The organism is Dyella japonica A8 (assembly GCF_000725385.1).
Lineage (GTDB): Bacteria > Pseudomonadota > Gammaproteobacteria > Xanthomonadales > Rhodanobacteraceae > Dyella > Dyella japonica_C.
In genome coordinates this window covers 2,760,003-2,781,048 of the sequence record NZ_CP008884.1, presented here as the reverse complement: position 1 = coordinate 2,781,048, position 21,046 = coordinate 2,760,003, and the positions used below count along the sequence as shown (strand labels likewise).

The 21,046-nt window shown below is 63.6% G+C and carries 21 protein-coding genes; 8 read left to right on the top strand and 13 right to left on the bottom strand.

Features of this window, described 5'->3' with window-relative positions:
- Window positions 1-6 precede the first annotated feature (6 nt).
- Genes HY57_RS11625 through HY57_RS11615 form a run of 3 tightly spaced genes read right to left on the bottom strand, consistent with a single transcriptional unit; the run spans window position 7 to window position 2,957 of the window.
- The gene (locus tag HY57_RS11625) at window positions 7-810 is read right to left on the bottom strand and encodes an amidohydrolase (protein WP_019464932.1); all 804 of its coding nucleotides are present in this window, start codon (window positions 808-810) and stop codon (window positions 7-9) included.
- Window positions 798-1,943, bottom strand: a complete 1,146-nt coding sequence (locus tag HY57_RS11620) for a pyridoxal phosphate-dependent aminotransferase (protein ID WP_019464931.1) — start codon at window positions 1,941-1,943, stop codon at window positions 798-800. The genes HY57_RS11625 and HY57_RS11620 overlap by 13 nt, the downstream gene beginning before the upstream one ends.
- 60 nt (window positions 1,944-2,003) lie before the next feature.
- Complete coding sequence (locus HY57_RS11615) at window positions 2,004-2,957, bottom strand: LysR substrate-binding domain-containing protein (RefSeq protein WP_019464930.1); 954 nt, start codon at window positions 2,955-2,957, stop codon at window positions 2,004-2,006.
- Window positions 2,958-3,072: 115 nt separating this feature from the next.
- Here HY57_RS11615 and HY57_RS11610 point away from each other — a divergent pair, with 115 nt between their 5' ends.
- On the top strand, window positions 3,073-3,654 hold the full coding sequence (locus HY57_RS11610) for an FMN-dependent NADH-azoreductase (RefSeq protein WP_019464929.1): 582 nt from the start codon (window positions 3,073-3,075) through the stop codon (window positions 3,652-3,654).
- Between the two features lie 38 nt (window positions 3,655-3,692).
- Here the strand turns inward: HY57_RS11610 and HY57_RS11605 are convergent, their stop codons facing one another.
- Both HY57_RS11605 and HY57_RS11600 read right to left on the bottom strand, forming a co-directional pair.
- Complete coding sequence (locus HY57_RS11605) at window positions 3,693-5,369, bottom strand: amidohydrolase (RefSeq protein ID WP_019464928.1); 1,677 nt, start codon at window positions 5,367-5,369, stop codon at window positions 3,693-3,695.
- Window positions 5,370-5,483: 114 nt separating this feature from the next.
- The gene (locus HY57_RS11600) at window positions 5,484-5,720 is read right to left on the bottom strand and encodes a hypothetical protein (RefSeq protein ID WP_019464927.1); all 237 of its coding nucleotides are present in this window, start codon (window positions 5,718-5,720) and stop codon (window positions 5,484-5,486) included.
- 329 nt (window positions 5,721-6,049) lie between these two features.
- On the opposite strand from HY57_RS11600, the gene HY57_RS11595 reads away from it, so the two are divergent.
- Complete coding sequence (locus HY57_RS11595) at window positions 6,050-6,286, top strand: hypothetical protein (protein WP_019464926.1); 237 nt, start codon at window positions 6,050-6,052, stop codon at window positions 6,284-6,286.
- 31 nt (window positions 6,287-6,317) lie between these two features.
- Window positions 6,318-7,220 (top strand): non-homologous end-joining DNA ligase, encoded by a 903-nt coding sequence (ligD, locus tag HY57_RS11590; RefSeq protein ID WP_100218183.1) that lies wholly within the window; start codon window positions 6,318-6,320, stop codon window positions 7,218-7,220.
- Here the strand turns inward: ligD and HY57_RS11585 are convergent.
- From HY57_RS11585 to HY57_RS11575, 3 genes are all read right to left on the bottom strand, one after another.
- On the bottom strand, window positions 7,217-7,654 hold the full coding sequence (locus HY57_RS11585; RefSeq protein ID WP_157786183.1) for a response regulator: 438 nt from the start codon (window positions 7,652-7,654) through the stop codon (window positions 7,217-7,219). The two genes, ligD and HY57_RS11585, sit on opposite strands and share 4 nt — an antisense overlap.
- A 137-nt stretch (window positions 7,655-7,791) precedes the next feature.
- Window positions 7,792-8,442 carry a response regulator gene (locus tag HY57_RS11580; protein WP_050997893.1) on the bottom strand — a complete coding sequence of 217 codons (651 nt, stop codon included), beginning with the start codon at window positions 8,440-8,442 and terminating at the stop codon, window positions 7,792-7,794.
- Complete coding sequence (locus HY57_RS11575; protein ID WP_100218185.1) at window positions 8,403-10,001, bottom strand: sensor histidine kinase; 1,599 nt, start codon at window positions 9,999-10,001, stop codon at window positions 8,403-8,405. The genes HY57_RS11580 and HY57_RS11575 overlap by 40 nt, the downstream gene beginning before the upstream one ends.
- A 479-nt stretch (window positions 10,002-10,480) precedes the next feature.
- Here HY57_RS11575 and HY57_RS11570 point away from each other — a divergent pair, with 479 nt between their 5' ends.
- From HY57_RS11570 to HY57_RS11560, 3 genes are all read left to right on the top strand, one after another.
- The gene (locus HY57_RS11570) at window positions 10,481-11,179 is read left to right on the top strand and encodes a response regulator (protein ID WP_081500624.1); all 699 of its coding nucleotides are present in this window, start codon (window positions 10,481-10,483) and stop codon (window positions 11,177-11,179) included.
- Window positions 11,180-11,240: 61 nt separating this feature from the next.
- The gene (locus tag HY57_RS11565) at window positions 11,241-11,819 is read left to right on the top strand and encodes a DUF4136 domain-containing protein (RefSeq protein WP_019464920.1); all 579 of its coding nucleotides are present in this window, start codon (window positions 11,241-11,243) and stop codon (window positions 11,817-11,819) included.
- Between the two features lie 63 nt (window positions 11,820-11,882).
- Window positions 11,883-12,341, top strand: coding sequence for a glycine zipper domain-containing protein (locus HY57_RS11560; RefSeq protein ID WP_019464919.1), 459 nt, complete (start codon window positions 11,883-11,885; stop codon window positions 12,339-12,341).
- A 48-nt stretch (window positions 12,342-12,389) separates the two neighbouring features.
- Here the strand turns inward: HY57_RS11560 and HY57_RS11555 are convergent, their stop codons facing one another.
- The 3 genes from HY57_RS11555 to HY57_RS11545 all read right to left on the bottom strand — a co-directional run bounded on the left by HY57_RS11555 (window position 12,390) and on the right by HY57_RS11545 (window position 16,100).
- Window positions 12,390-13,628 (bottom strand): BamA/TamA family outer membrane protein, encoded by a 1,239-nt coding sequence (locus HY57_RS11555; RefSeq protein WP_081500623.1) that lies wholly within the window; start codon window positions 13,626-13,628, stop codon window positions 12,390-12,392.
- A gap of 169 nt (window positions 13,629-13,797) precedes the next feature.
- On the bottom strand, window positions 13,798-14,700 hold the full coding sequence (locus HY57_RS11550) for a DUF2950 domain-containing protein (protein WP_019464917.1): 903 nt from the start codon (window positions 14,698-14,700) through the stop codon (window positions 13,798-13,800).
- An 11-nt stretch (window positions 14,701-14,711) separates the two neighbouring features.
- Window positions 14,712-16,100 carry a DUF3300 domain-containing protein gene (locus HY57_RS11545; protein ID WP_026033865.1) on the bottom strand — a complete coding sequence of 463 codons (1,389 nt, stop codon included), beginning with the start codon at window positions 16,098-16,100 and terminating at the stop codon, window positions 14,712-14,714.
- Window positions 16,101-16,346: 246 nt separating this feature from the next.
- On the opposite strand from HY57_RS11545, the gene HY57_RS11540 reads away from it, so the two are divergent.
- Both HY57_RS11540 and HY57_RS11535 read left to right on the top strand, forming a co-directional pair.
- A complete protein-coding gene (locus tag HY57_RS11540) occupies window positions 16,347-17,195 on the top strand; it encodes a hypothetical protein (RefSeq protein WP_019464915.1) in 849 nt (282 codons plus the stop codon).
- Window positions 17,196-17,226: 31 nt separating this feature from the next.
- Window positions 17,227-18,396 carry a hypothetical protein gene (locus HY57_RS11535; RefSeq protein WP_019464914.1) on the top strand — a complete coding sequence of 390 codons (1,170 nt, stop codon included), beginning with the start codon at window positions 17,227-17,229 and terminating at the stop codon, window positions 18,394-18,396.
- Between the two features lie 8 nt (window positions 18,397-18,404).
- Here HY57_RS11535 and recJ read toward each other — a convergent pair whose 3' ends face one another.
- Window positions 18,405-20,120 carry a single-stranded-DNA-specific exonuclease RecJ gene (gene recJ, locus HY57_RS11530; protein ID WP_019464913.1) on the bottom strand — a complete coding sequence of 572 codons (1,716 nt, stop codon included), beginning with the start codon at window positions 20,118-20,120 and terminating at the stop codon, window positions 18,405-18,407.
- The gene (locus HY57_RS11525; protein ID WP_019464912.1) at window positions 20,117-21,040 is read right to left on the bottom strand and encodes a hypothetical protein; all 924 of its coding nucleotides are present in this window, start codon (window positions 21,038-21,040) and stop codon (window positions 20,117-20,119) included. Before HY57_RS11525 ends, recJ begins: the two co-directional genes overlap by 4 nt.
- Window positions 21,041-21,046 lie beyond the last annotated feature (6 nt).

The window sequence follows — 21,046 nt, the reverse complement described above, 5'->3', positions numbered from 1 at the left end:
ATAGGATCAACCCAGGTCGATCGAGAAACGATCCGCATCCATCCATGCGGGGAAGCGCTCGCGATGCGCAAGCAGCGGCGCGGGGTCAATGGTCACCGTCACCACCTGTTCCTGGGGGCCCAACTCCACCAGCGGTTCACCCACGGGATCAAGCACCGCGCTGTCGCCGGCATAAGGCAGGTCGTTGCCATCCACGCCCACGCGGTTGAGGCCCACGACATAGCTCAGGTTCTCGATGGCACGCGCACGCAACAGCGTGCGCCATGGCTGCCGGCGCGGTGCGGGCCAATTGGCTACGAATAGGGCGAGGTCGTAGTCCATGCCGCCCGTGGCTTCCTCGCGACGACCGTTGCGCAGCCACACTGGGAAACGCAGGTCGTAGCAGACCTGCGGCAGGATGCGCCAACCCTTGAGCTCGACGATGAGGCGCTCGTTGCCGCCGCCGTAGCGCGTGTGCTCGCCCGCCATGCGGAACAGATGGCGCTTGTCGTACTGCGCAAAGCTGCCGTCCGGGCGCGCCCAGATCAAACGGTTGTAGACCGTGTCGCCTTCGCGGATCGCCAGGCTGCCGCACAGCACGGCACCGACTTCCTGCGCCAACGCGCGCATCCAGGCCACGCCTTCACCATCCATGGTCTCCGCGCTGGCACGCGTGTCATTGCTGAAGCCGGAAAGAAAGGTTTCCGGCAGCACGACCAGATCGGTCTGCCCTGCCACGCGACGCACCAGCTCGCCGTAGTACGCGCGATTGGCGGGCGCATCGTGCCAGCGCGTGGCGCCCTGGACCAGGCTGATCCTCAAAGCTTGCATAGACGCTCCGCGGCGGCTTCCATGGTGGCATCGCTCTTGGCGAAACACAGGCGCAGCAGATGCGTGCCCGGCGCCTTCTCGTAGAACGGAGTGAGCGGAATCGCGGCCACACCTCCCTCCTTCACCATCCACTCGCAGAACGCCACGTCGTCCTTGTTGCTGATGGCGGAGTAGTCGACCAACTGGAAGTAGCCGCCGGGCACGTCGAGCAACTTGAAGCGCGAGGGCTTGATCAGCTCGCGGAAACGATCGCGCTTGGCCTGGTAGAAGGCGGGCAATTCCAGGTAGTGCTCCGGCGTGCTCGCCATGAACTCGGCAAACGCCACCTGCGCAGGATGGAATGTACAGAACGTCAGGTATTGGTGCACCTTGCGGAATTCGGCGCTGAGCGCCTTGGGCGCCACGGCATAGCCGAGCTTCCAGCCGGTGCAGTGGTAGGTCTTGCCGAACGAAGACACCACAAAGCTCCGCGCCGCCAGCTCCGCGTGGCGGAGCACGCTCTGGTGCTGCTCGCCGTCATACACGATGTGTTCGTACACCTCGTCCGATAGCACCACGATCTCGGTGTCGCGAACGATGGCTGCCAGCTCATCCAGGTCAGCGGCGGACAGCACCGCGCCGGTCGGGTTGTGCGGGCTATTGATGAGGATCATCCGGGTCTTCGGCGTGACCGCGTCGCGCACGCGCTGCCAGTCGACGGCAAAGGTGGGCGCCACCAGCGGAATGTGCACGGCGCGCGCGCCCTGTAACTCGATGGCCGGCTCGTAGCTGTCATACGCCGGGTCGAACACGATGACTTCGTCGCCAGCGCGCACCACGGCAGCGATGGCGGCGAACAAGGCTTCGGTGGCGCCTGACGTCACCGTCACTTCGGTATCGGCGCTCAACTTGTGGCCGTACATGCGCTCCGTCTTCAGCGCGATCTGCTCACGCAGGGGCTGCAGGCCAATGCCCGGCGCGTACTGGTTGCGACCTTCGGACATGGCGCGCGTGATGGCGTCGCGCAGCGGCTGCGGCGGTTCGAAATCCGGGAAGCCCTGCCCCAGGTTGACCGCTTTGTGCTCCATCGCCAGCTGGCTCATGACGCTGAAGATGGTGGTGCCGACTTTCGGAAGCTTGGTTTCGATCTGCATGGTCCGGATGTCTGGAAGGCTAAACGGCGATCCTAGCACGCCCCGCATGGCGGGCCGGCGTCAGAGATATTTGCCGCACTGGGCGTGGTTCTCGCGCACCGCGTCGGGCAGTTTCTCCGCGAGGAAATCCACGAAGGCTCGCACCCCCGGCAACAGGCCGCGCCGGCTGGGATAGACGAAGTGCATGGTGCCCTGGGGCACGCTCCAGTCGGGCAGCACGACTTCCAGTTCGCCACGCGACACGGCCGGGCCGCATACGAACTCCGGCAGCAACGTCACGCCGATACCGCGCTTGCAGCTTTCCAGCAACGTCGCGAAATCGCCGCAAACCAGGCGCGGCTGGATATCGACCAGCGCCCGCTCGCCTTGCGCGTCATAGAGCTCCCAGCTATGTGCACCTTCGTGCTCATCCATGGTGAGCGCGGGCAGACTGGCCAGGTCGGCCGGCTCCTTGGGATGCCCCAGGCGCTTGAGCAGCTCCGGGCTGGCTACCGGCAGCACGCGCGATTGTCCGAAGGTGCGCACCACCAGGGTGGCATCCGTATCGAGCTTGCTGCGCACGCGGATCGCCACGTCGAACCCCTCACCGATCACATCGACACGGCGATTGGTGGCTTGCAGGCGCACCTGCATCTTCGGATGCAGAGCAAGAAACTCCGGAAGGACGAAACTCACGACCGATTGCACGATGGAAATCGGACAACTCACGCGCACCACGCCGCGCGGCTCGGAACGCACTTCTTCCACGGCCTCCTGCGCCGCCCGCGCCTCTTCCAGTACGGCGCGGCAATGGCCATAAAAACGCTCGCCGACCTCGGTGACGACAAACCGGCGCGTGGTTCGCTGCAGGAGGCGCACGCCCAGGCGCTCCTCCAGTTGAGCGATGCGCTTGCTCAGGCGGGACTTGGGGATACCCAAGGCACGGCCAGCGGACGAAAAGCCCCCGTGTTCGACGACTGCGGCGAAGAAGTACAGATCGTTGAGATCCTGCAGGGCGCCATCCAGCACGGTCATCGTTGTTTCCTTATCTGAACAATACGTTCGATTTTACCCGGCTTATCAGCCGATTGTTCGAAGAATACCTTAGTCACGTCGCCGGTCGACCCGGCCCGTCAACTGAGGAAATACCATGAAACTGCTGCATCTCGACGCAAGCGCCCTGGGTAGCCACTCCGTTTCGCGCGGTCTGACTGCTGCCATCGTAGCCGAACTGACCGCCAACAACCCTGGTACGGAAGTGATCTACCACGATCTGGCCGCCAACCCCCTTCCCCACTGGACCCCGGTGGCTGATGCCAGCGACCCGGTCGCCGTGCAGGGTAGCCAGATGATCGACGAGTTCCTGGCCGCCGACGTGATCGTGATCGGTGCCCCGATGTACAACTTCTCGATTCCCAGCCAGCTGAAGGCGTGGATCGACCGCGTGGCCGTCGCCGGCAAGTCGTTCCGCTACACCGCCAACGGCCCTGAGGGTCTGGCCGGCGGCAAGCGCCTGATCATCGTGTCGTCGCGTGGCGGCGTGTACAGCCAGGGCCCGGCCCAGCCGATGGACTTCCAGGAGCCGTACCTGCGCGCTGTCTTCAGCTTCCTGGGCATCACCGACATCGAGTTCGTCCGCGCTGAAGGCGTGAACCTCAGCGAAGACAACAAGGTCGCGTCGATCAAGTCGGCCCACGCCTCGATCGGTGACGTCGCCCGCAAGGCGGCCTGAGCAACACCGGCACCACCGTCCCCGGCAAACGCCACACCTCAGGGTGTGGCGTTTGTTTTTTCCGCACGATAAACCGCCTTGCCATCCACCCAGGTGCTGAGCGGCTTGAGATCGGCGATCTGCCGTGACGGTACCGTCATCAGGTCCGCGCTGAGCACCACGAAGTCCGCGCGCATGCCCGGCTTCAGTGCACCGACCTGATCTTCCATGAAAGACGCATACGCGGCGCCACGGGTGAATCCCGCCAACGCCTGGATGCGACTCACTCGCTGGTCCGGCAGCCAACCGCCCGGCGGCTGGCCGTTGAGATCCTGCCGGGTCACCGCAGCGTAAAGACCCAGCATCGGGTTCACCTGCTCTACCGGGAAATCCGAACCGAACGCCAGCGGCACCTTGTCCTGGATGAAGCGCTGCCACGCGTAGGCACCTTTCAGCCGTTCGGGGCCTAGGCGCTGCTCTGCCCATGGCATGTCCGAGGTGGCATGGGTCGGCTGCATCGAGGCAATCAGATGCAGCGAGGCGAAGCGCGGAATGTCATCCAGCGCGACGATCTGCGCGTGCTCCACGCGCCAGCGATGATTGCTGTCCGCATGATCACCCAACACGGCTTGGTAGGTGTCGAGCACCTGGCGATTGCCACGATCACCGATGGCATGCGTGGCGACCTGCACGTGGCAGCGGTAGGCCTTTTCCACGGCCGTGCGATAGGCCTCCGGCGAGGTCACGAAGATGCCGCGGTTGCCGTGATCGTCGCTGTAATCCGCGAGCAGGGCAGCGCCCCGGCTGCCCAGTGCGCCGTCCATGTAGAGCTTGACGGTGCGCATCTGCAGCCGGCCACTGGCATCGGCCCAATGACCGCCCTGTCCACACAGCCACTCAAGCGCTTCGTGATTGCCGTTGGCCATCTCATAGAGCCGCAGCGGAATCTCGCCGGCAGCGGCCAGCTCCTGCAGCACCTTGAAATCTTCCAGGCTCACGCCCGGATCGTGTACGCCGGTCAAGCCTGCGGCGACGGCGTCGGCGAAGGCCGCCTTGTACGCATCGCGCGTCTGCTCGTGGGTCAGCGGCGGAATGGACTTCTCGACCAGCGCCTTCGCACCATCGATCAGGACGCCGGTTGCCTTCTTGCCAGCACGCACGATGCGACCGCCCTCAGGCTGCCAGTCGCCATCGAGCGCCTTCGTGGCCTGCTTCATCGCCGCTGTGTTCACCCATGCCGCATGGCCATCCACGCGATCGAGGTACACCGGGCGATCGGGGAATGCGGCATCGAGATCGGCCGCTCCGGGAAACTGCTTGTCCGTCCATCGGTTCTGGTCCCAGCCATAACCGACCAGCCAGGTCCCCTTTGGAAATTTCGCCTCCGCGGCCTTCAGTCGGGAAACCACCTCGGCGCGCGAGGCGCTGCCCATCAGGTTCACCTGGATATGCGTCATGCCCAGACCGAGCATGTGGCCGTGCGCATCGATCAGGCCAGGGATGACCGTCGCCCCCTTGGCATCCTCGACGTTTGCATCGGGGTACTGTTTTTTCAGGTCCGCGGTATCGCCAACGGCGAGCAGGCGTCCGTCCTCTTTCCACGCCAGCGCGGAGGCCTCGGGACGGGCCGGGTCCATCGTGTGGATGCGGGCGTTGACCAGTAGGGTCGTCGCCTGCAGCGGGAGCGCGGCAAGGGCGAGGCAGGTGATCGAAGTCAGGCGAAGCAGCTGGCGCATGGACGGCCCCGGACGGAAGTATCCCCCGACTTTGCCCAGCGCCGCCCCGACACACAAGCGGCCATGCAACATGCCTGGCGGGCCGGGGCGCCCCTACGCCCCGGTCACAGGTACTTACGCGGCCCGCTCCAGTGCCTTGGCCGGGCGAGCGTATTGCGCCAGCCGGATGGCGTTTTCCACGCCGGGCATCTCCACGCATACCGAGCGGCCGGAACGAAGATGTTCATCGCGCGCCACTTCCCTGGCCAGCTTGATGGCGGCGCCTAGCCGCAGATCACTGAAAAGCGAAAAGCCAAGTCGACACACGCTCCACGACCCGTCTGCACACTGCTTGAGCGAATAGGTGACCATGATTCAACCCTGAGGGGAAAGGTGTCCTGCCACCAGCGGATCGCTTACGCCTCTCACGCAGCGATCTGTCCGTTGTCTGCAGAAGAGCATGCCGTTGTTACACCAATACTCCTATCGGTCCCACGCCTTTCAACGCGTAGGAAAGCGACTACGACCATCGGTCTAGGGAGAACCCGCCGACTGTTTCACGACAGATACACGGACGATGGCCGTCCATGAATGACAGGGCATCCCCACATGAACGCCTGCCGCCGATGACATCGTCGCGTCACTTGTCGTTAACCGCCGCCACGTCAGCTTCGTAGCCCCAACGTCAAGGAGCCCAACCGATGACGGACGGCATGCGAGAGTCACATTCCCGGCTGCACGAAGCGTTTGACGACCTGCTCCGGCTCTATCGACTGCTGGAGAGAGAGAACGAGCTCCTGCGCGGCCAGTTGCGTAGACACCCCGTGGGCGAAATGCAGATACGTGAAACCGAGCGCGAGATGGCGCCCCTGCGCCACAAGGTTCCACCCGCAACGCCCGAACAATTGATCGCGCTTATCAGCGCGCACGTGGAATGAAGCCACACGCGGGGAGAGGAGAGCAGCGGCCATGACGACACCACCGCCGTCAACCGTGATGTTGACCCATCCCGAGCGCATCGTATTTCCCGATTGCGGCCTCACCAAGCAGGACGTCGCCCATTACTACCAGAGCGTGATGTCGTGCTTTCTCCCTGGGGTGAAGGGCCGTCCTACGTCGGTGTATCGCTTTCCTGAGGGCATCGCCAAACCCGGGTTTTTCCAGAAGCACCCGATGCGGGGCCTGCACCATACGGGCCATGTCAGCTTGCGCGAGGAAAGCGGTGAACGGGATGACTACCTGTGTCCGACGGATGCAGCCGCCATCATCGAGCTGGTCCAGTATGGCGCGCTGGAGTTCCATCCCTGGGCGGCGCGGGCGGGCTCACTTGAAGAACCGGACTATCTTGTTTTCGATCTCGACCCGGGCGACGGCGTGCCATGGCAGGACGTGATCGAGGCGGCGCGGCTGGTTCGCGACCGGCTAGCCAAGGTCGCGCTCAAGAGTTTCGTGCGTACCACCGGCGGGAAAGGATTGCATGTACTTGTGCCCCTTCACGCATCGTGCCGATGGGAAGACGCCAAACGTTTCAGCAGTGCATTTGCCCACCACCTGTCGGATCGGCAGCCCACTGCATTCACGGCGACCTCCGTCCTGGCCGAACGGAAAGGCCGGATTTTTGTCGACTATCTGCGCAATACGCGTGGCGCCACCAGCGTCGCTTCCTGGTCACTGCGCGCACGTAGCGGCGCACCGGTCGCCATGCCACTGCGCTGGCAAGAACTCGGCCGATGTGCGAGTGGCGGGGCGTTTGATCTCCCATCGGCCATGCGCCGGCTATCACGCCTGCGTGGCTCCCCGTGGGAAGGATTTTCCACGATGCGCCAGCCACTCGACCGTGCACTTCAGGTGTACGCGCCGACCGAAGGCTAGTGGCTGTCGCCCGATGCCGACCGGCCGTCCATCAAGGTTTCGAAGCGGCCCAATGCGGGTGACAGGAATTGGCCACCCTGCAGGACAAGCCGCACGGCATCGATCAGCTCATCGCCCGCCGATGCCTTCAGCACATAACCCTTGCCAATGGACAGAGCAGCGCGTGCCAGCGTGGCGTCGTCGTGCACGGTGATGAAAACCACCGGCAACCCCGGCCTGTCCCACAACAGCTCCCGCGCAGCCTGCATGCCGTCCATGCCCGGCATGCTGATGTCGGTCACGATGGCATCCGGCCGCAAGCGACGCGCAGCCTTGACCAAGGCCTCTCCGTGGGCCACGACGGCGAGCACGTCGAACGCTTCGCCGAGCAGCTCCCGAAGTTGCTCGGCGATCGGAGGATGGTCCTCTGCCAGCACGACAGTGGCTCGATTCACACGGGTTTCCAGGGCAGTCTTTGGCATTGGATGCAGGATCGGCCAACACGAGAATTTCCGCCACCGAAAGAGAACTCAATCGCCGCTAGGTAAAAATACCGCCAGGGGCCACGGCCTGCCCCATCGCCTCCGCCAGCTCAGAAAAGCAGACCGAGATCTTCCGCGCGACGCACCAATTCCAGCGTCGAGTGCACGCCGAGCACCTGCATCATGGTGTACTTGTGCGCCTCCACCGTGCGTACCGACAGCCCGAGCTGCAGGGCGATCTGCTTGGAACGCAACCCCGAACCCACCAGACGCAACACCTGCAGCTGCTTGGACGTCAGGTTGCGCATGTCCGTCATCTGGCCGCTGATGTAACGTGCGCCAAGCGCGGGCGTTACATAGGTCCCCCCTGACATGACCTGCTGCGCGGCGTTACGCAGATCCTCGCCGGCCGAGTTCTTGAGAATGTAGCCGCGCGCACCGGCGCGAAGCGCTGCCACGGCCAGCGCCGGCTCCATGTGCATGGTCAGGAACACGAAGCGCGTTTCCACACCCGCCTGCCGCAGGCGCTTGAGCGCGTCCATTCCATTGCAACGCGGCATGTTGATGTCCGCGACCACGATGTCGGGCTGCAAGCGCTGCACGGCATCGATCAACGCCTCACCATCGGCAACGATCTCCAGAAGTTCGAAATCTTCATCGAGAATATGCTGCACGCCTTCGGCCACCATGCGATGGTCGTCGGCGATGACGAGCCGGGGTTTCAGGCTGGCCCGTGGGCTCCTAGCGGTATTCGTATGCATAACTCGGTTCCTTTTCCAAGAGTTGATTGCAGTCGATAGCTGCCACCCAGCAGCTTTGTGCGCTCGTCGATACTCACCAGGCCAAGGCCACGACGCCCACCTCCCTCGGTGACAAACCCCTTGCCGTTGTCCGTGATGGTGAGATCTACCTGTCTGTGCGCAATCTGCACCGCCACCTCGATGCGCTCCGCCTCCGCATGGCGCATGGCGTTGCCCAGTGCCTCCTGCGTCACGCGATACACGCAAAGCGCCACGTCCTCGGGAAGGTCTTTGGCGTACGGCGATACACGCAACTCGATGGCGGGACCATTCCGATGGCGGACGTTCTGGCACAGGCCCGCGAGTGCAGCCGTGAGCCCGGTCTGGGTGAGCATGCTCGGATGCAGGTCGTGGGAGAGATGGCGCACGTCTTCGGACAAGGCAATCAATTCACTTTGAAGCTGGCTGACGTCCTGCCGGTTGTTCTCGTCCACCCTGCGACGTAGCGCGCTCAAACGGATCGATGCCACGGCCAGGCGCTGGTTGATGTCGTCGTGCAGGTCACGGGCGATGCGGGCGCGCTCCTGCTCCTGCGCTACGATCAATCGCCCTGCCAGTTCGCGCACTTCCGTGCTGCTGGCGACCAGTGCCTGCTGCGTGGCGCGGCGCTGTTCCACCAGGGCAGCGAGGTACAGCGACGCGACGGATATGCCCAGCATCCATAGCTGCACACTAATGGTGGTAAGGGTGGACTCGGTCTGGACGAACGGCCCTTCCTGGGCAAGGCTCAGCTGGATCGCCATCAACCCGACCACCAGATTGACCGCGCAAGTCCCGGTGACCTGCGCGCGCAAGGCGACGAAGATGGCGAGGGGCACCGGCGCAAGCAGGAGCAGCGGCCTCAGGGTGGCGAAGACCCCAAGCTCGCGCCAACCGAACCAGAGCATCGCCAGTGCGCCCGCCGTCACCACCCACACCCGCCAGCCCGGCAGGAAAACTCGACGCAGCGATGCGCTGGGATTGACCACGCTCAGGAGAGCGGGTGTAAGCAGCACATAACCCAGCGAGTCCGCCAGGGCCACATGCCACCATTCCCGCGACAGCCAGTTCGGCAGATTCACCACCGCCGCCAACTGAGAAAGCACGCCCCCCGTTGCCGCGGGCAAGGCAGTCACCGCCACGGCCAGAAACAGAAGGAGTCCAAAAAAGTGGTGGATCGACTGCTCTCTGCTCAGACGACTCAATGTCCACGCCGCCGCGTTGATGAGACCGAGCACGACCAACGTCACGACAAAGATGCCGCCCATCGGCAGCCGGAACATCACCGCGAAAATCAGCATGCCGGCCGCCCAGCCGGCGTCATAGGCCAACCAGTATCGGTGGCCTTCGCACAACAGCAGTGCAAGCAATAATGGCCCAGGCAGCCAGATAATCTGGGAATCACGCGAGTGATCCCAAAGCACCATGGAAATCCACTGCGCCAGCAGCGCGGCAAGGCCGACGCCTACGCCACGCGACAGGTGTTGGGACCACGCACCGGCTGGTGCTCTCCCGCTGAAAAACCCCTCTGCTCCGTGCATCCTTTCGTCCTGCTGCCGATGAGCAGCCGCCGCCCTATGAATAAACATCACTGGACAATCGAAGCCAATCCGCATTTCTCCATAAGAACCGTCATTACTTCGTGACGATTTACGTAGTTCTACGAGTCACTTTGTAGGCAAATCGCAGATAAGGCTTCGGAAAGGCCTTACGGAATCGAATACAGCTAAAAAATTCCGCGTATTTGGGCATGTCAGTCGTCGAAAAAGCCGCCAATGCACCGAAGAAAACCCGGAGTATCTCAGTAAATTTACCGACTCCATTTGAGTGAAAGTTCGCTTACCAAGCACGCATCGACAAGCGAAGCTGCATCAGGACGATCCTGACCTGATGGGGTCCTGCCGACCATGATTCCGATATGCGCCCGTCCCGCGTCCGGACACCCTCGCGAGCGTTGGCGCGCCTTTGCCGCGCCCAGGACGCCCTGCTCGGGGAGCCTTTCGCCGGCCATCGCTGACGCATGAAAGCGAACGCACGAACCGTGTCCAAAAGCATCCGCAAGCTTCGCGTCCTGCTGGCTGACGAGCATCGCTGCGTCGCTGAGGGGCTGGCTGGCCTGCTCGCCAAGCGAGCCCACTCCGTGCTGCTCGTGCATGACGGCGCCGCACTGATGGAGGCCGCCGTTGCCGGTCAGGTGGATATCCTCGTCACGGACATCGCCATGCCGCCTTTCAGCGCCCTGCAGGCGTTGCGCCGTTTGCGCCAGCAAGGCAGCGACCTTCCCGTCGTGGTGCTCTCCACCCACAGTGAGCCGCTGATCGTGCGCGAGGCCATGCAGGCCGGGGCAAATGGCTATGTTCTTAAACAGTCGCCAAGCACTGAGCTGTTCAATGCCATGGCTGAAGTTGCCTCAGGCAATCAGTTCATCAGCCCTCAACTGATGGCGTCGCTGCTCGAGGCCCCCGAATCGTTGCATCGGCTCACCCGGCGACAGCGGGAAGTGATCGAATCCATGGCCAAGGGCAAGCGCACCAGCGAGATCGCTGCGGACCTCGGTATTTCCGTGCGCACGGTGGAAAGCCACCGGCAATCGTTACTCGATCTCCTGGGCGTGCACAGCGGCGTGGCGCTCATTCGGGAGGCGGAACGGCTGGGACTTATTCCCACCGGTCTCCATGACATGAACTTGGCATCGGAGGACAAGCCGGCTCCCCAGTAACCCAACATGCTCCCTCTCGCATCCCGCTCTTCCCGCACCTTATTCAAAGGAGAAACATCCCATGAGCCTGTTCCGTTATGCCGCTCCGCTGGGAGCCTTGCTGCTCGCCGCCTGCTCGACCTTCAGCGTCAGCAATCAATGGAAGGATCCGTCGTGGCCCGGCCCGCCGGCGTCCAACGTGCTTGTCCTCGGCGTCACCAAGAGCGACACCTATCGCCATGTGTTTGAAGATACGTTCGTGCAGCAATTGCAGGGTGCCGGCGTGCAGGCCGAGCAGAGCTATTCCCAGATTCCCGCCGGTTCCAATTCGGAAAAGCTCGGCGACGTGATCAAGTCCACGGGTGCCCAGGTCATCCTCACCACGCGCGTGCAGCGCGTCGAGCAAAAGCTCAATGTCACACCGAGCGGCCCCGCCTGGGGTGGCTTCTATGGCTGGTATGGCGGCGCGTGGGCGTCGACACCCGACGTGACGCAGTACGACCAGGTCACGCTTGAAACCACGGTGTGGGATGCTAAGAGCCAGAAGGTGATCTGGTCGGTCACCACGGAAGGCGTGGGTACGAGCAATATCCCGCAGGCCACGCAGGATCTGGCCAAGACGATCATTCCGAAGCTCAAGTCGGACGGCATCATCCGCTGATGTCCACAGGGGCTGCGGCCACGCCCGGCCCCTTTCCTTCAAGACTGCCAAGGGAGCATGTCCATGAAAGCCTATCGTTTGAGGAACATCGGTTTCTCGCTCCTGTGCGTGGCCGGCGTCGCGTCAGCACAGCAGTTGCCCGTTGCCTATCCCGCCAACGGACAAGACGCCAATCAGCAGCAAACCGACAAGAGCGCCTGCATGTCATGGGCGCAAACCAACGCGCCCGCACAGGCAACTCCGCCACCCCAGACCGGGCCTGCCGTTGGCGGTGGCCAGCGCGTAGGTGGCGCGATGCGTGGCGCGGCGGCGGGCGCCGTGATCGGCGGCGTTGCCAACGACAATGCCGGACATGGCGCGGCAGTCGGCGCCGCAGCGGGGGTCGTGGCTGGTGGCGTTCGTGCGCGCGAACAGCGCCGGGAACAGAACGCCGCCTCGGCGGCCGCGCAGAACCAGAACACGGCTAACCTCGCCCAGGCCTATGGCGCCTGCATGAAGGGCAAGGGATACACCGTCAACTGACAGTGGAACATCGGTGATGCGGCCGGCCTCCGATGGAATCCGGTCGCCTTACCGCCAGGCGCTTCCCACCTGGATGTAATAGGCGTGGTCACTCTCGCTCCAGGCCCAGTCAACGCCTACATAGAGCCCCAGCGCTTTGGCAATCAGGTAGCGAAAACCGACGCCCTCGGCCGTGTGCGTACTGGCATCGCCAAAGTTCAGCGTGCGGCCCCAGGCCTTTCCCGCACCACCGAAACCCAGCAGTGCCCAGCGGGGCGTGACATTCCAGCGCAGCTCGGCTTCGAGCATGCCCACGTTCTGGTCCTGATACCGTCCGTAGGAAATGCCACGCAGGTCGATGGAAGGTTGCTGATAGAAGGGCGCATCCCCTCGCACCGCGCGATAATCGGCGCGCGTGCCCAACACCCAGTCCTGCCCCAACCTGAAATAGCCGTATGCGTGGGCCCGGTAAGCCTGGAATGTATTGTCGCTGCCAAATGCAGGCGCGTACTCGGTTGCCTCAACCCGCCACAACCAGCCCTTGGACGGCGTCAGCGTGTTGTCGCGTGAGTCGTAGCTCAGGCCCAAGCCAAGCCCCGACGCGCGCTGCGCGAATTCCTTGGGTTTGAAGTATTGATTGTCGCCGGGAATATTGAGGCGACTATCAATGTCCATGTAAAGCCAGCGCGCCGATACGAACAGGTCGCTCACGCCCAACCGACGTGATACCTGCTGGTAGGAAAAAAGCCCGTTGAGGTTGTAGCCAATCTCCTTGGGCGCTCCCAGCAAGCCCTGCGTGTAGTAATTCAGATTGACATTGGTCTTGCCGACGGCCCCCACATATCGCCAGGTGTCGTCTTTGAAGTGGAACGACCCGGCCACGCCGTACCCCCAGGTGCCGTTCTCGGTCTTGAACGCCGCGATGCCGTAGATATCCGGGGGAATGCGCCGGCCGCTTTCCTTCGACTCTTCCGACTGCTTCGGCTGGTGAAAAAACACGGCCGCCAGTCCGCCACCATTGCCTACGGCAGGCTCTGTGATGATGATCGGTACGAACAGGGCGCCCTTGTGCTTCAGCAGCCAACTCGACATGTCGAGCGCGCCATCCTTGGGATCCTTAAAGTTGCTCCACCAGGATGTTTTCTTTTCGCCGCTGGATGAGGAAGGCGGTGAATCGGGCGATAGCGGGGATGGCGTCGTGCCGGCCGGTGGGTTTTCGGCGGCCTCCTGCGCGCGAAGCCCAGCGGCGCTCAACAGCGACATGCCGCAGAGCAGAAACCACACTCCCGTCGCGAGAAAGGCCCTCATCAAAACTCCATCCATCGGCTATCGCTGCCATGCCTGACGGAGATAACTTTGCCGAATCGTCGCGCCCTCGGACAGCGCAAATACTCGGAACTATCTTAGGTAAAAGCACCTAAAGAACATGGCGCCAGACAGGCGCCATGTCGGGGATTCCAGCCCAATCCGCGCAAGATCAATTGGCAGGTAATACGTCGACCTGTTTCCAGCTGCTATCCGGATCGAACGCCTTCATCGCCTGCGCCGTGTTGCTACCGTTCTTGCCAAGATCTTTTTCGAACACCTGGCCGTCGTGGCTCACCATGAAACTCATTACACCGGTTTCGCCGTACTGGACCGGCCACGCGACGAGGGCAAACCCGTTGGTCATGCGCCCACCCTGCACATAGTTGTACGCACCTCCGGGTGCGGACGCACCTTGAGTGGTCAGGATCTTGTAGTGGTAGCCGTAATAGCCCTGCCCGGGCACGACCGAGGCGAACGCCGGACCGAGCGGGCTTTGTTGTTGATCACCAGACGCCGGCCAATACAGGCCGTCGTGTTTGCCGGGAGAACTGACAAGGCGCTGCGCGTACTGCAGCACTTTGTCACCGTCCCGGTCTTCGGAGGCGTAATCGCGCTGGGCATCGTAGTAAGCCAGCAGCGCCTGCTGCACGGCCAGTTCGTTCTGCCCGATGTCCCGCGTGCGTATCTCCTGCTGGGCCGCCGCCATGTCGAAATGCCAGCCACCACTGCCCTGCACCAGCGGCAGCGGGAGAACCCAGTTCTCCGAACCCACATCGAGATGGGCCTTGCCATCCGCCGTATCGATACGGTGGCTTTCGTCGTAGCGCTTCAGGAAAAGATCCACGTCCTCCTGATGAATACCCTCGACGGGAATGTAGTCCTTCCAGTTGCTGCCCAGCACTTTGGCCAACGCGGCCTGGTCATGGTTGCGCACCGCCTGCACGAACGCATTGGCGGCATCGTCAGCCGTGGGATACATCGCCTGCTGCGCAAGGGCGACACCGCACACGGCGCAGCCGGCCCAGAACACCACGCCCATCGCAAGTCCACGGATCTTGGGAAAACGAGTCATGGTCTGTCTCCTCAACGACGATGGAATCCGCCACCGCCCCGGCTGGGTGCGGGTCGGGAGACCTGCCGGCCGGCACTGGCACCGGCGCCATGGAACTGGGACATCGAGCGTTGGCTGGCCGAGCCGCGATCAAACTGCGACCGCGACGAGCCCGGCGACTGCACGCCGCTGAAGGCGTTGTTGCGAGGTCCCGCGCTGGATGGATGACCCGAGGACCCTCCACGCGTTTCGCCACCCAGATTTCCACGCGTCTGGCCGCCGATATTTCCGCGTTCGCCGCCACCGATGCCTTGCCCACCCGCCCGGCTGCCACCTGACGGGCGATGGAGCGCCGCGCCGGTTTCGCCGGCCGACCGCCTCGCCGCCATGGACGAGCCGTTGTTGGTGGAGCGGTCGAAACTCTGCAGGGCGCGCTGGCGATTGGCATTCATGGAGGCATCGTTGCCGCGGAAGGCCTGGCGCTGATTGGCACCGCCCACGCCCTGACCGTAGCGCTGACGGCTAGCCTGATCACGATAGGGCGTGCCCCGTCGGTTGTCGGGATTGTGGTTCCAGGACACGTTGCCGTTGCCGGTGATGCGATTGTTGACGTTGATGTTGTTGTAGCGATTGACGTTGATATTGACGTCGTTGTGGCCCCAGTCGAAGCCACCCCACAGCGAGTTGGCGATCGCCACGCCCGCACCGAACGCGAGTCCGGCCGCCAACCCACTCGCCACGGGATACGCGTAGCCCGGCGGCGGTGGCCAATAGGTCGGCGGATAGGTGGGATAGGCCCAGGTGCCATACACCACCGTCGGGTTGTACGTGGGCACGTAGACGACCTGCGGATTGGCAGGCTCGATCTGGATCACCGTCGTGCTGGGTGCGCTGGCCGCGGCCGGCGCCTGCTGCACCACTACCTTCTGCTGGTCGGTCGATTTCAGGTTGCCGGCCTTCTGCGCCTGAGCGCGCAAACGCTGGATGGATGCCATGACGTCGTCCGACTGCGCAAGGAAAGCGTCACCGATGTTCTGCACCCAGTCGGGGTGTTGTTTCATTTGCGCGAGCACCTGCGGAAAGGCCACCAGTGACTGGACGCTCGGATCCCACGGCTGGCTGGCGACCTGTTTCACGGCGTCATCGCCCTGCGCTTTCGGGTGCGCTGCGGACCAGGCGGCGGCGTCCGCCACATTGCTTGGATAAGTGCACGCCATCAACACTTGCGACAGCAGCGCATCGGGATACAGCGCCACGGGCGCGAGCATCTGATCGAGCTGCTGGTTGTTGTAGATCTTCTGCCCGCTGCTACTGGAGCCTTGCGGGCTCTGCGGGCTCTGCGCGATCACCGGCCCCGTCAGCACCAAGGGCACGCATAAAGAACACAGCAGGAAGATCCGCCAGATTCCAAGGGACTTCATCGTCTTCATCGTGTCGCTCCGATGCAGCTCTTGCGCTCGCATCAGCTTGGTACGCAGGGAGACGACTTGACCACTGCATTTATGCGGAACAAAACCGGGTAAAAATACCTAAGCGGGCAACCTGGCGTAAGACTGACTCCGGAGCCACGTAGATTTACTAATTGATGCGTAGGTAGTAGTTCGCTGTAACTGTCAGCAGCGGCGCGGGACGATATCGGCATTCGCCGACAGAGAAGGATGACAGTCATGCCCCGCGTCGCGTTTCATCGCCTTGCATCTCCCCGCGCCCTCGTCGCCATGGTCTGCCTTGGCCTTCTTTCGATCCCTGCCGCCAAGGCCGACACGCCCGACTACTGGGATGGCGATTGGCATGGCAGCATCCAGCCCTACGGGTGGTTGCCGGGCATCAGCGCCCAGACGCGCTATCAATTGCCCGACAACGGTGGCACGGTCGAGCAGAAGTCCAACAACAACATCTTCAGCTACCTCAGTGGTGCCTTCATGCTCGACGGCACGGTTCGCAAGGGGGACTGGGGCTTCTATGGCGATGTTGACTGGGTGAAGTTTTCCGACGAAAAGGGCCGTTTCACCAACATCGGCAGCCAACGATTCGGCGCCAACGCGAATCTGGACACGCGTTGGAACATGAAAGGCGGCATGGTGACCCTGGCAGGGCTCTATTCCCTGGCCCATGGCCAGCAGGGCTACATCGACCTCGTGGTCGGCATGCGCTATCTGTGGATCAAGGGCAACCTCAACTGGAACTTCAGCCTCTCGGGCAACCGCGGCAACCTGGCCATCAACGATAGCGGCCATCTCCACAACCAGACCCATGTCACCGATGGCGTGATCGGCGTGCGCGGACGCTGGGCTCCGTTCGCGGGCAGCAATTGGTTCTTCCCCTACTACGCCGACGTCGGTGCGGGCGGCTCGGACAACACCTACCAGCTCATGGTTGGTGTGGCCTATGGCTTCCACTGGGGTGACATTGCCCTCAACTACCGGGATGTGGAATACAAGAAGAACAGTGGCAACGAATTCCTGAAGAGCATGGAGCTCAGCGGACCGGCCCTCAGCCTGACCTGGCACTTCTGAGCCTAGCCGCACGGATGCCGGAGCGCATCGGATGAGCGAAGACCCCTCCAGCATCTTCGAAGAACCGAAGCACGTTGCCGTGCTTCGGCGTCTTCACCTGATCAGACCGGAGCATCGCGCCCAGGCCCTTCGGCGCGTGATCATCGCCATCGCCGTCGCGTGGCTCCCTCTTGCGTTGCTGAGCATGCTGCATGCGCTCGCCCCAGGACATGGGGAGCTGCTGCATGCGTTCCTCACCGATATAGCGGTGCATGCGCGCTACCTGCTGGCGGTACCGATCCTCATCTTGTCGGAATACATCATCCTCCCTCGCCTGGACCTTACCGCCCGGCATTTCCTGGTTTCCAGAATCATCGACACGTCCGAGCAGGCGCGCTTCAACGATGCCGTGATATCGACACGGCGGCTCAGCATTGGCATCTGGCCCTCGGCGAGCATGACCGTCTTGGTCTATGCCATCGTCGTGGCAATAGCCCTGACGGTTCATCCGGGCGTGTTTCCAGCCTGGCATCACGCCGATGACGCCACACACCTGTCGCTCGCCGGATGGTGGCATATGCTCGTCAGCCTTCCCCTGCTGCTTGGCCTGCTACTGAGCTGGGTATGGCGGGTGGGCGTTTGGACGCGCTTTCTGCACCAGGTATCGCGCATGAACCTTCACCTGATCTCGTCGCATCCTGACAAGGCCGCCGGTTTGCAGTTCGTCGCGTTCTCGCCGCGGATGTTCACGTCGCTGGCCTTGACCATCGGCATCATCACCGCAGGGACGTTTGCAAACGAGGTCTTTCACCTGGGGCTCAATCCGATGGACCACCCTGCCGTGCCGATCGCCACGGCCATCGTGGTGGTTGCCATCTTCATCAGTCCACCACTGGTGTTCGGTCGCTCATTGTTGGTGACGTGGCGGCGCGGTGTTTTCGAGTACGGCGCGCTGGCCAGCCGGCTCGGTACCCAGTTCGAGGACAAGTGGCTGGGCCCCGATAGTCTGGTCGACCGCGAATCACTGGAGAAGCCCGACTTCTCCTCGACGACCGACCTGTACAGCGTGACGGCCAATGTCTACGCTATGCGTCCGGTGCTGTTCGACCCACGCGCGGCCATGTCGCTTGCCGTGGCCACGCTGCTGCCTTTCGCGCCCATCTGGCTGTCGGTCATTCCCGCCAAGGTCATTCTTACGCAGCTGCTGAAGCTGGTGGTTTGAGCCGGGGTTTAGGCGGGCTCCATGTACCGCAGCAGCAAACGCGCGCTCTCGCGTCCTTGCCAGTCGTTGATGACGAGCTCATAGGCAGCACGCAGCATGACGGGCGGTGGCGCACCTTCGTAGCCATTGAACATCACCGCGTCATGCACGGAGCCATCGCGCGGATCACGCAGGCTCAGGCGCAGGTGTCGTTCACCCATGACGCGCCAGCTCGCGCATTCGAACAGGTTGTCGAATACCGGCTCGGGAAAAGCCTGTCCCCAGGGCCCAGCGGCACGCAGCTGGCGGGCCAGCTCCAGCGTCGCGGCGCCCGGGGGCAGCTCGCCATCCGTGTTCTGCACGGCCTGCAGGTGGTCCTCGTCCAGCCATTCGCGCGCAATGGCGTCAAAGGCCGCCGCAAAACGCGGATAGTCTTCCGTCTTCAGGCTGAGGCCCGCCGCCATGGCGTGACCGCCGAAGCGCGCGATAAGGCCAGGATGGCGTGCATCGATCATCACCAGCGCATCGCGGATATGGAACCCGGCAATGGAACGCGCGGAGCCGCGCAATTCCTCCGGCTGATCCTCACTGGCTGGCGCGAAGGCGATCACCGGCCGATGCAACCGTTCCTTCAGCTTCGACGCCACCAGCCCCACTACACCGGCGTGCCAGCTCGGCTCGAACAAGGCCACGCCCACCGCATCGATATCGGCTGCGCGCGATACCATCACTTCGGCCTCCGCCACCATGGCGGCCTGCAGCTCACGACGCTCCTGGTTGATCGAGCTGAGCAGTTCGGCGTAGCGGCGCGCCTGCATTGGATCGTCGGTCAGCAGGCACTCGACGCCGATGCGCATGTCTTCGAGTCGACCGGCGGCGTTCAGCCGTGGCCCGATGGCGTAGCCCAGGTCGCTTGCACACAAGGTGGCGGCACTACGCTGGCTTGCCTCCACCAGCGCCATCACGCCCGCATGGCCGCGACCGCTGCGCACGCGCCGCATGCCGGCTTCCACCAGCACGCGATTGTTGTAGTCCAGCGGCACCAGGTCGGCGACCGTACCCACGGCCACCAGGTCGAGCAGCACCGAGAGATCCGGTTCACTACCCGCCGCAAACACACCCTGCTCGCGCAGCGAGGCACGCAGGGCCAACAGCAGGTAGAACATCACGCCCACGCCGGCCAGCGCCTTGCTCGGAAAGGTATCGCCGCCGAGATTGGGATTGACCATCGCATCAGCGGCCGGCAACTGTTCGCCGGGCAGATGGTGGTCGGTCACGATGACGCGCGTGCCACGCGCATGCGCGGCGGCGACGCCGGCGATGCTCGCGACACCATTGTCCACGGTGACGATCAACTGTGGCGTTGGCTCCAGCGACTCCACCAGCGCAGGGCTGAGGCCGTAGCCATGCACGAAGCGATTGGGCACCACGTAATCCACGTTTCGCGCACCGAGCATGCGTAGTCCACGCACGGCGACGGCAGTCCCGGTGGCTCCGTCGCAGTCGTAGTCACCGGCGATCAGGATGGACCAGTTGTCGCGAATCGCCTCCGACAACAACGCGACCGCGCGATCGACGCCGCCCAGCTGTTGTGGCGACAACAGGCGTGCGAGGCGGTACTCCGCATCGGACGGCGAGAGCACGCCCCGCGCCGCGAACACCTGCTGCACAACAGGATGGACGTCTGCACCCCACCCCGTGGGCACGCCCACGGCCTCACGCCGACGCAGGCTGACCCGCTTCACGGGCCGCTCCCGCGCCAGAAGCGCAGCCGATGCCAGGGCTTGTGCACCCAACGTTCACCGCTGGCGAAGCTGAGCTGGAGCGGCTGCTGACCTGCCAGTGCGAGCAGGCTCGGCGTCCAGCGTGCGGCAATATCCTCCACCGGCAGATCCTGCAGGTCGATCAGCGTCCCCGGCGTGGCGGAGGCCACCGCGACCTCTGTCCGCGATGTGCGTGGCACCTTCGCCTGGCTGGCAAGCGCTGCCAGCAATGTGTCGTCACCGACCACCTCTGTGACAGGCGTGCGTACGGTGCCAGGCAAGGTTCCGGCGCCCCACAGCCACACGTGATTGACGGGCGGCAGGCCGCGCTGGCGCCGTTCTGCATTGAGCGGATGCTGATGCAGCATCACCTGCACCTCGTTGAGCAGGATGCGCCACGGGCGCCCTTCCGGCCCTTGTGGCAGGTGGTAGTACAGGTCCTCGCCCAAGGCCTGTTCGGGCGCCGCGAAGTCCGGTGCCGCTGCGCCCGCCGGCAGGCGCACATGCCAGTGATCGGGCGCCGATACCATCAACGCCATGCCGGCTTCATCGAACAACGGCTTCAGCGGCTCGGCGAATGCCTGTGCGTCGTCCATGGACAACTGCATCTGGCCGCAGGCCAGCAGGCGCGCGCCGTTCAGATCGGGCTGCACCCAGGCTGGGTCGGCGCATAGCCACGAGGCCGTTCCCGCGTCGCCCGCCATCCATTCGCGCGTGAGCGCACCCGACGGCATGGCGACACCCGGCAGATGGAAGCGCGCGGCAAGACCATCCATGTAGCCACGCGCGCCGTGTGCGAGTGGATCAGCTTTGCGCAGCAGGGTTCGCAACGGGTGGTCTGGCGCAAACCGCGCGAGGTCCGGCAGCCAGACATCGACAACGTGGGAAGCGGGAACGTCCATGCGCGC

Coding starts and splice junctions, on each gene's coding strand:
- HY57_RS11625 (WP_019464932.1), bottom strand. CDS start 810: ATGCAAGCTTTGAGGATCAGCCTGGTCCAGGGCGCCACGCGCTGGCAC.
- HY57_RS11620 (WP_019464931.1), bottom strand. CDS start 1,943: ATGCAGATCGAAACCAAGCTTCCGAAAGTCGGCACCACCATCTTCAGC.
- HY57_RS11615 (WP_019464930.1), bottom strand. CDS start 2,957: ATGACCGTGCTGGATGGCGCCCTGCAGGATCTCAACGATCTGTACTTC.
- HY57_RS11610 (WP_019464929.1), top strand. CDS start 3,073: ATGAAACTGCTGCATCTCGACGCAAGCGCCCTGGGTAGCCACTCCGTT.
- HY57_RS11605 (WP_019464928.1), bottom strand. CDS start 5,369: ATGCGCCAGCTGCTTCGCCTGACTTCGATCACCTGCCTCGCCCTTGCC.
- HY57_RS11600 (WP_019464927.1), bottom strand. CDS start 5,720: ATGGTCACCTATTCGCTCAAGCAGTGTGCAGACGGGTCGTGGAGCGTG.
- HY57_RS11595 (WP_019464926.1), top strand. CDS start 6,050: ATGACGGACGGCATGCGAGAGTCACATTCCCGGCTGCACGAAGCGTTT.
- ligD (WP_100218183.1), top strand. CDS start 6,318: ATGACGACACCACCGCCGTCAACCGTGATGTTGACCCATCCCGAGCGC.
- HY57_RS11580 (WP_050997893.1), bottom strand. CDS start 8,442: ATGCATACGAATACCGCTAGGAGCCCACGGGCCAGCCTGAAACCCCGG.
- HY57_RS11575 (WP_100218185.1), bottom strand. CDS start 10,001: ATGCACGGAGCAGAGGGGTTTTTCAGCGGGAGAGCACCAGCCGGTGCG.
- HY57_RS11570 (WP_081500624.1), top strand. CDS start 10,481: ATGAAAGCGAACGCACGAACCGTGTCCAAAAGCATCCGCAAGCTTCGC.
- HY57_RS11565 (WP_019464920.1), top strand. CDS start 11,241: ATGAGCCTGTTCCGTTATGCCGCTCCGCTGGGAGCCTTGCTGCTCGCC.
- HY57_RS11560 (WP_019464919.1), top strand. CDS start 11,883: ATGAAAGCCTATCGTTTGAGGAACATCGGTTTCTCGCTCCTGTGCGTG.
- HY57_RS11555 (WP_081500623.1), bottom strand. CDS start 13,628: ATGAGGGCCTTTCTCGCGACGGGAGTGTGGTTTCTGCTCTGCGGCATG.
- HY57_RS11550 (WP_019464917.1), bottom strand. CDS start 14,700: ATGACTCGTTTTCCCAAGATCCGTGGACTTGCGATGGGCGTGGTGTTC.
- HY57_RS11545 (WP_026033865.1), bottom strand. CDS start 16,100: ATGAAGTCCCTTGGAATCTGGCGGATCTTCCTGCTGTGTTCTTTATGC.
- HY57_RS11540 (WP_019464915.1), top strand. CDS start 16,347: ATGCCCCGCGTCGCGTTTCATCGCCTTGCATCTCCCCGCGCCCTCGTC.
- HY57_RS11535 (WP_019464914.1), top strand. CDS start 17,227: ATGAGCGAAGACCCCTCCAGCATCTTCGAAGAACCGAAGCACGTTGCC.
- HY57_RS11525 (WP_019464912.1), bottom strand. CDS start 21,040: ATGGACGTTCCCGCTTCCCACGTTGTCGATGTCTGGCTGCCGGACCTC.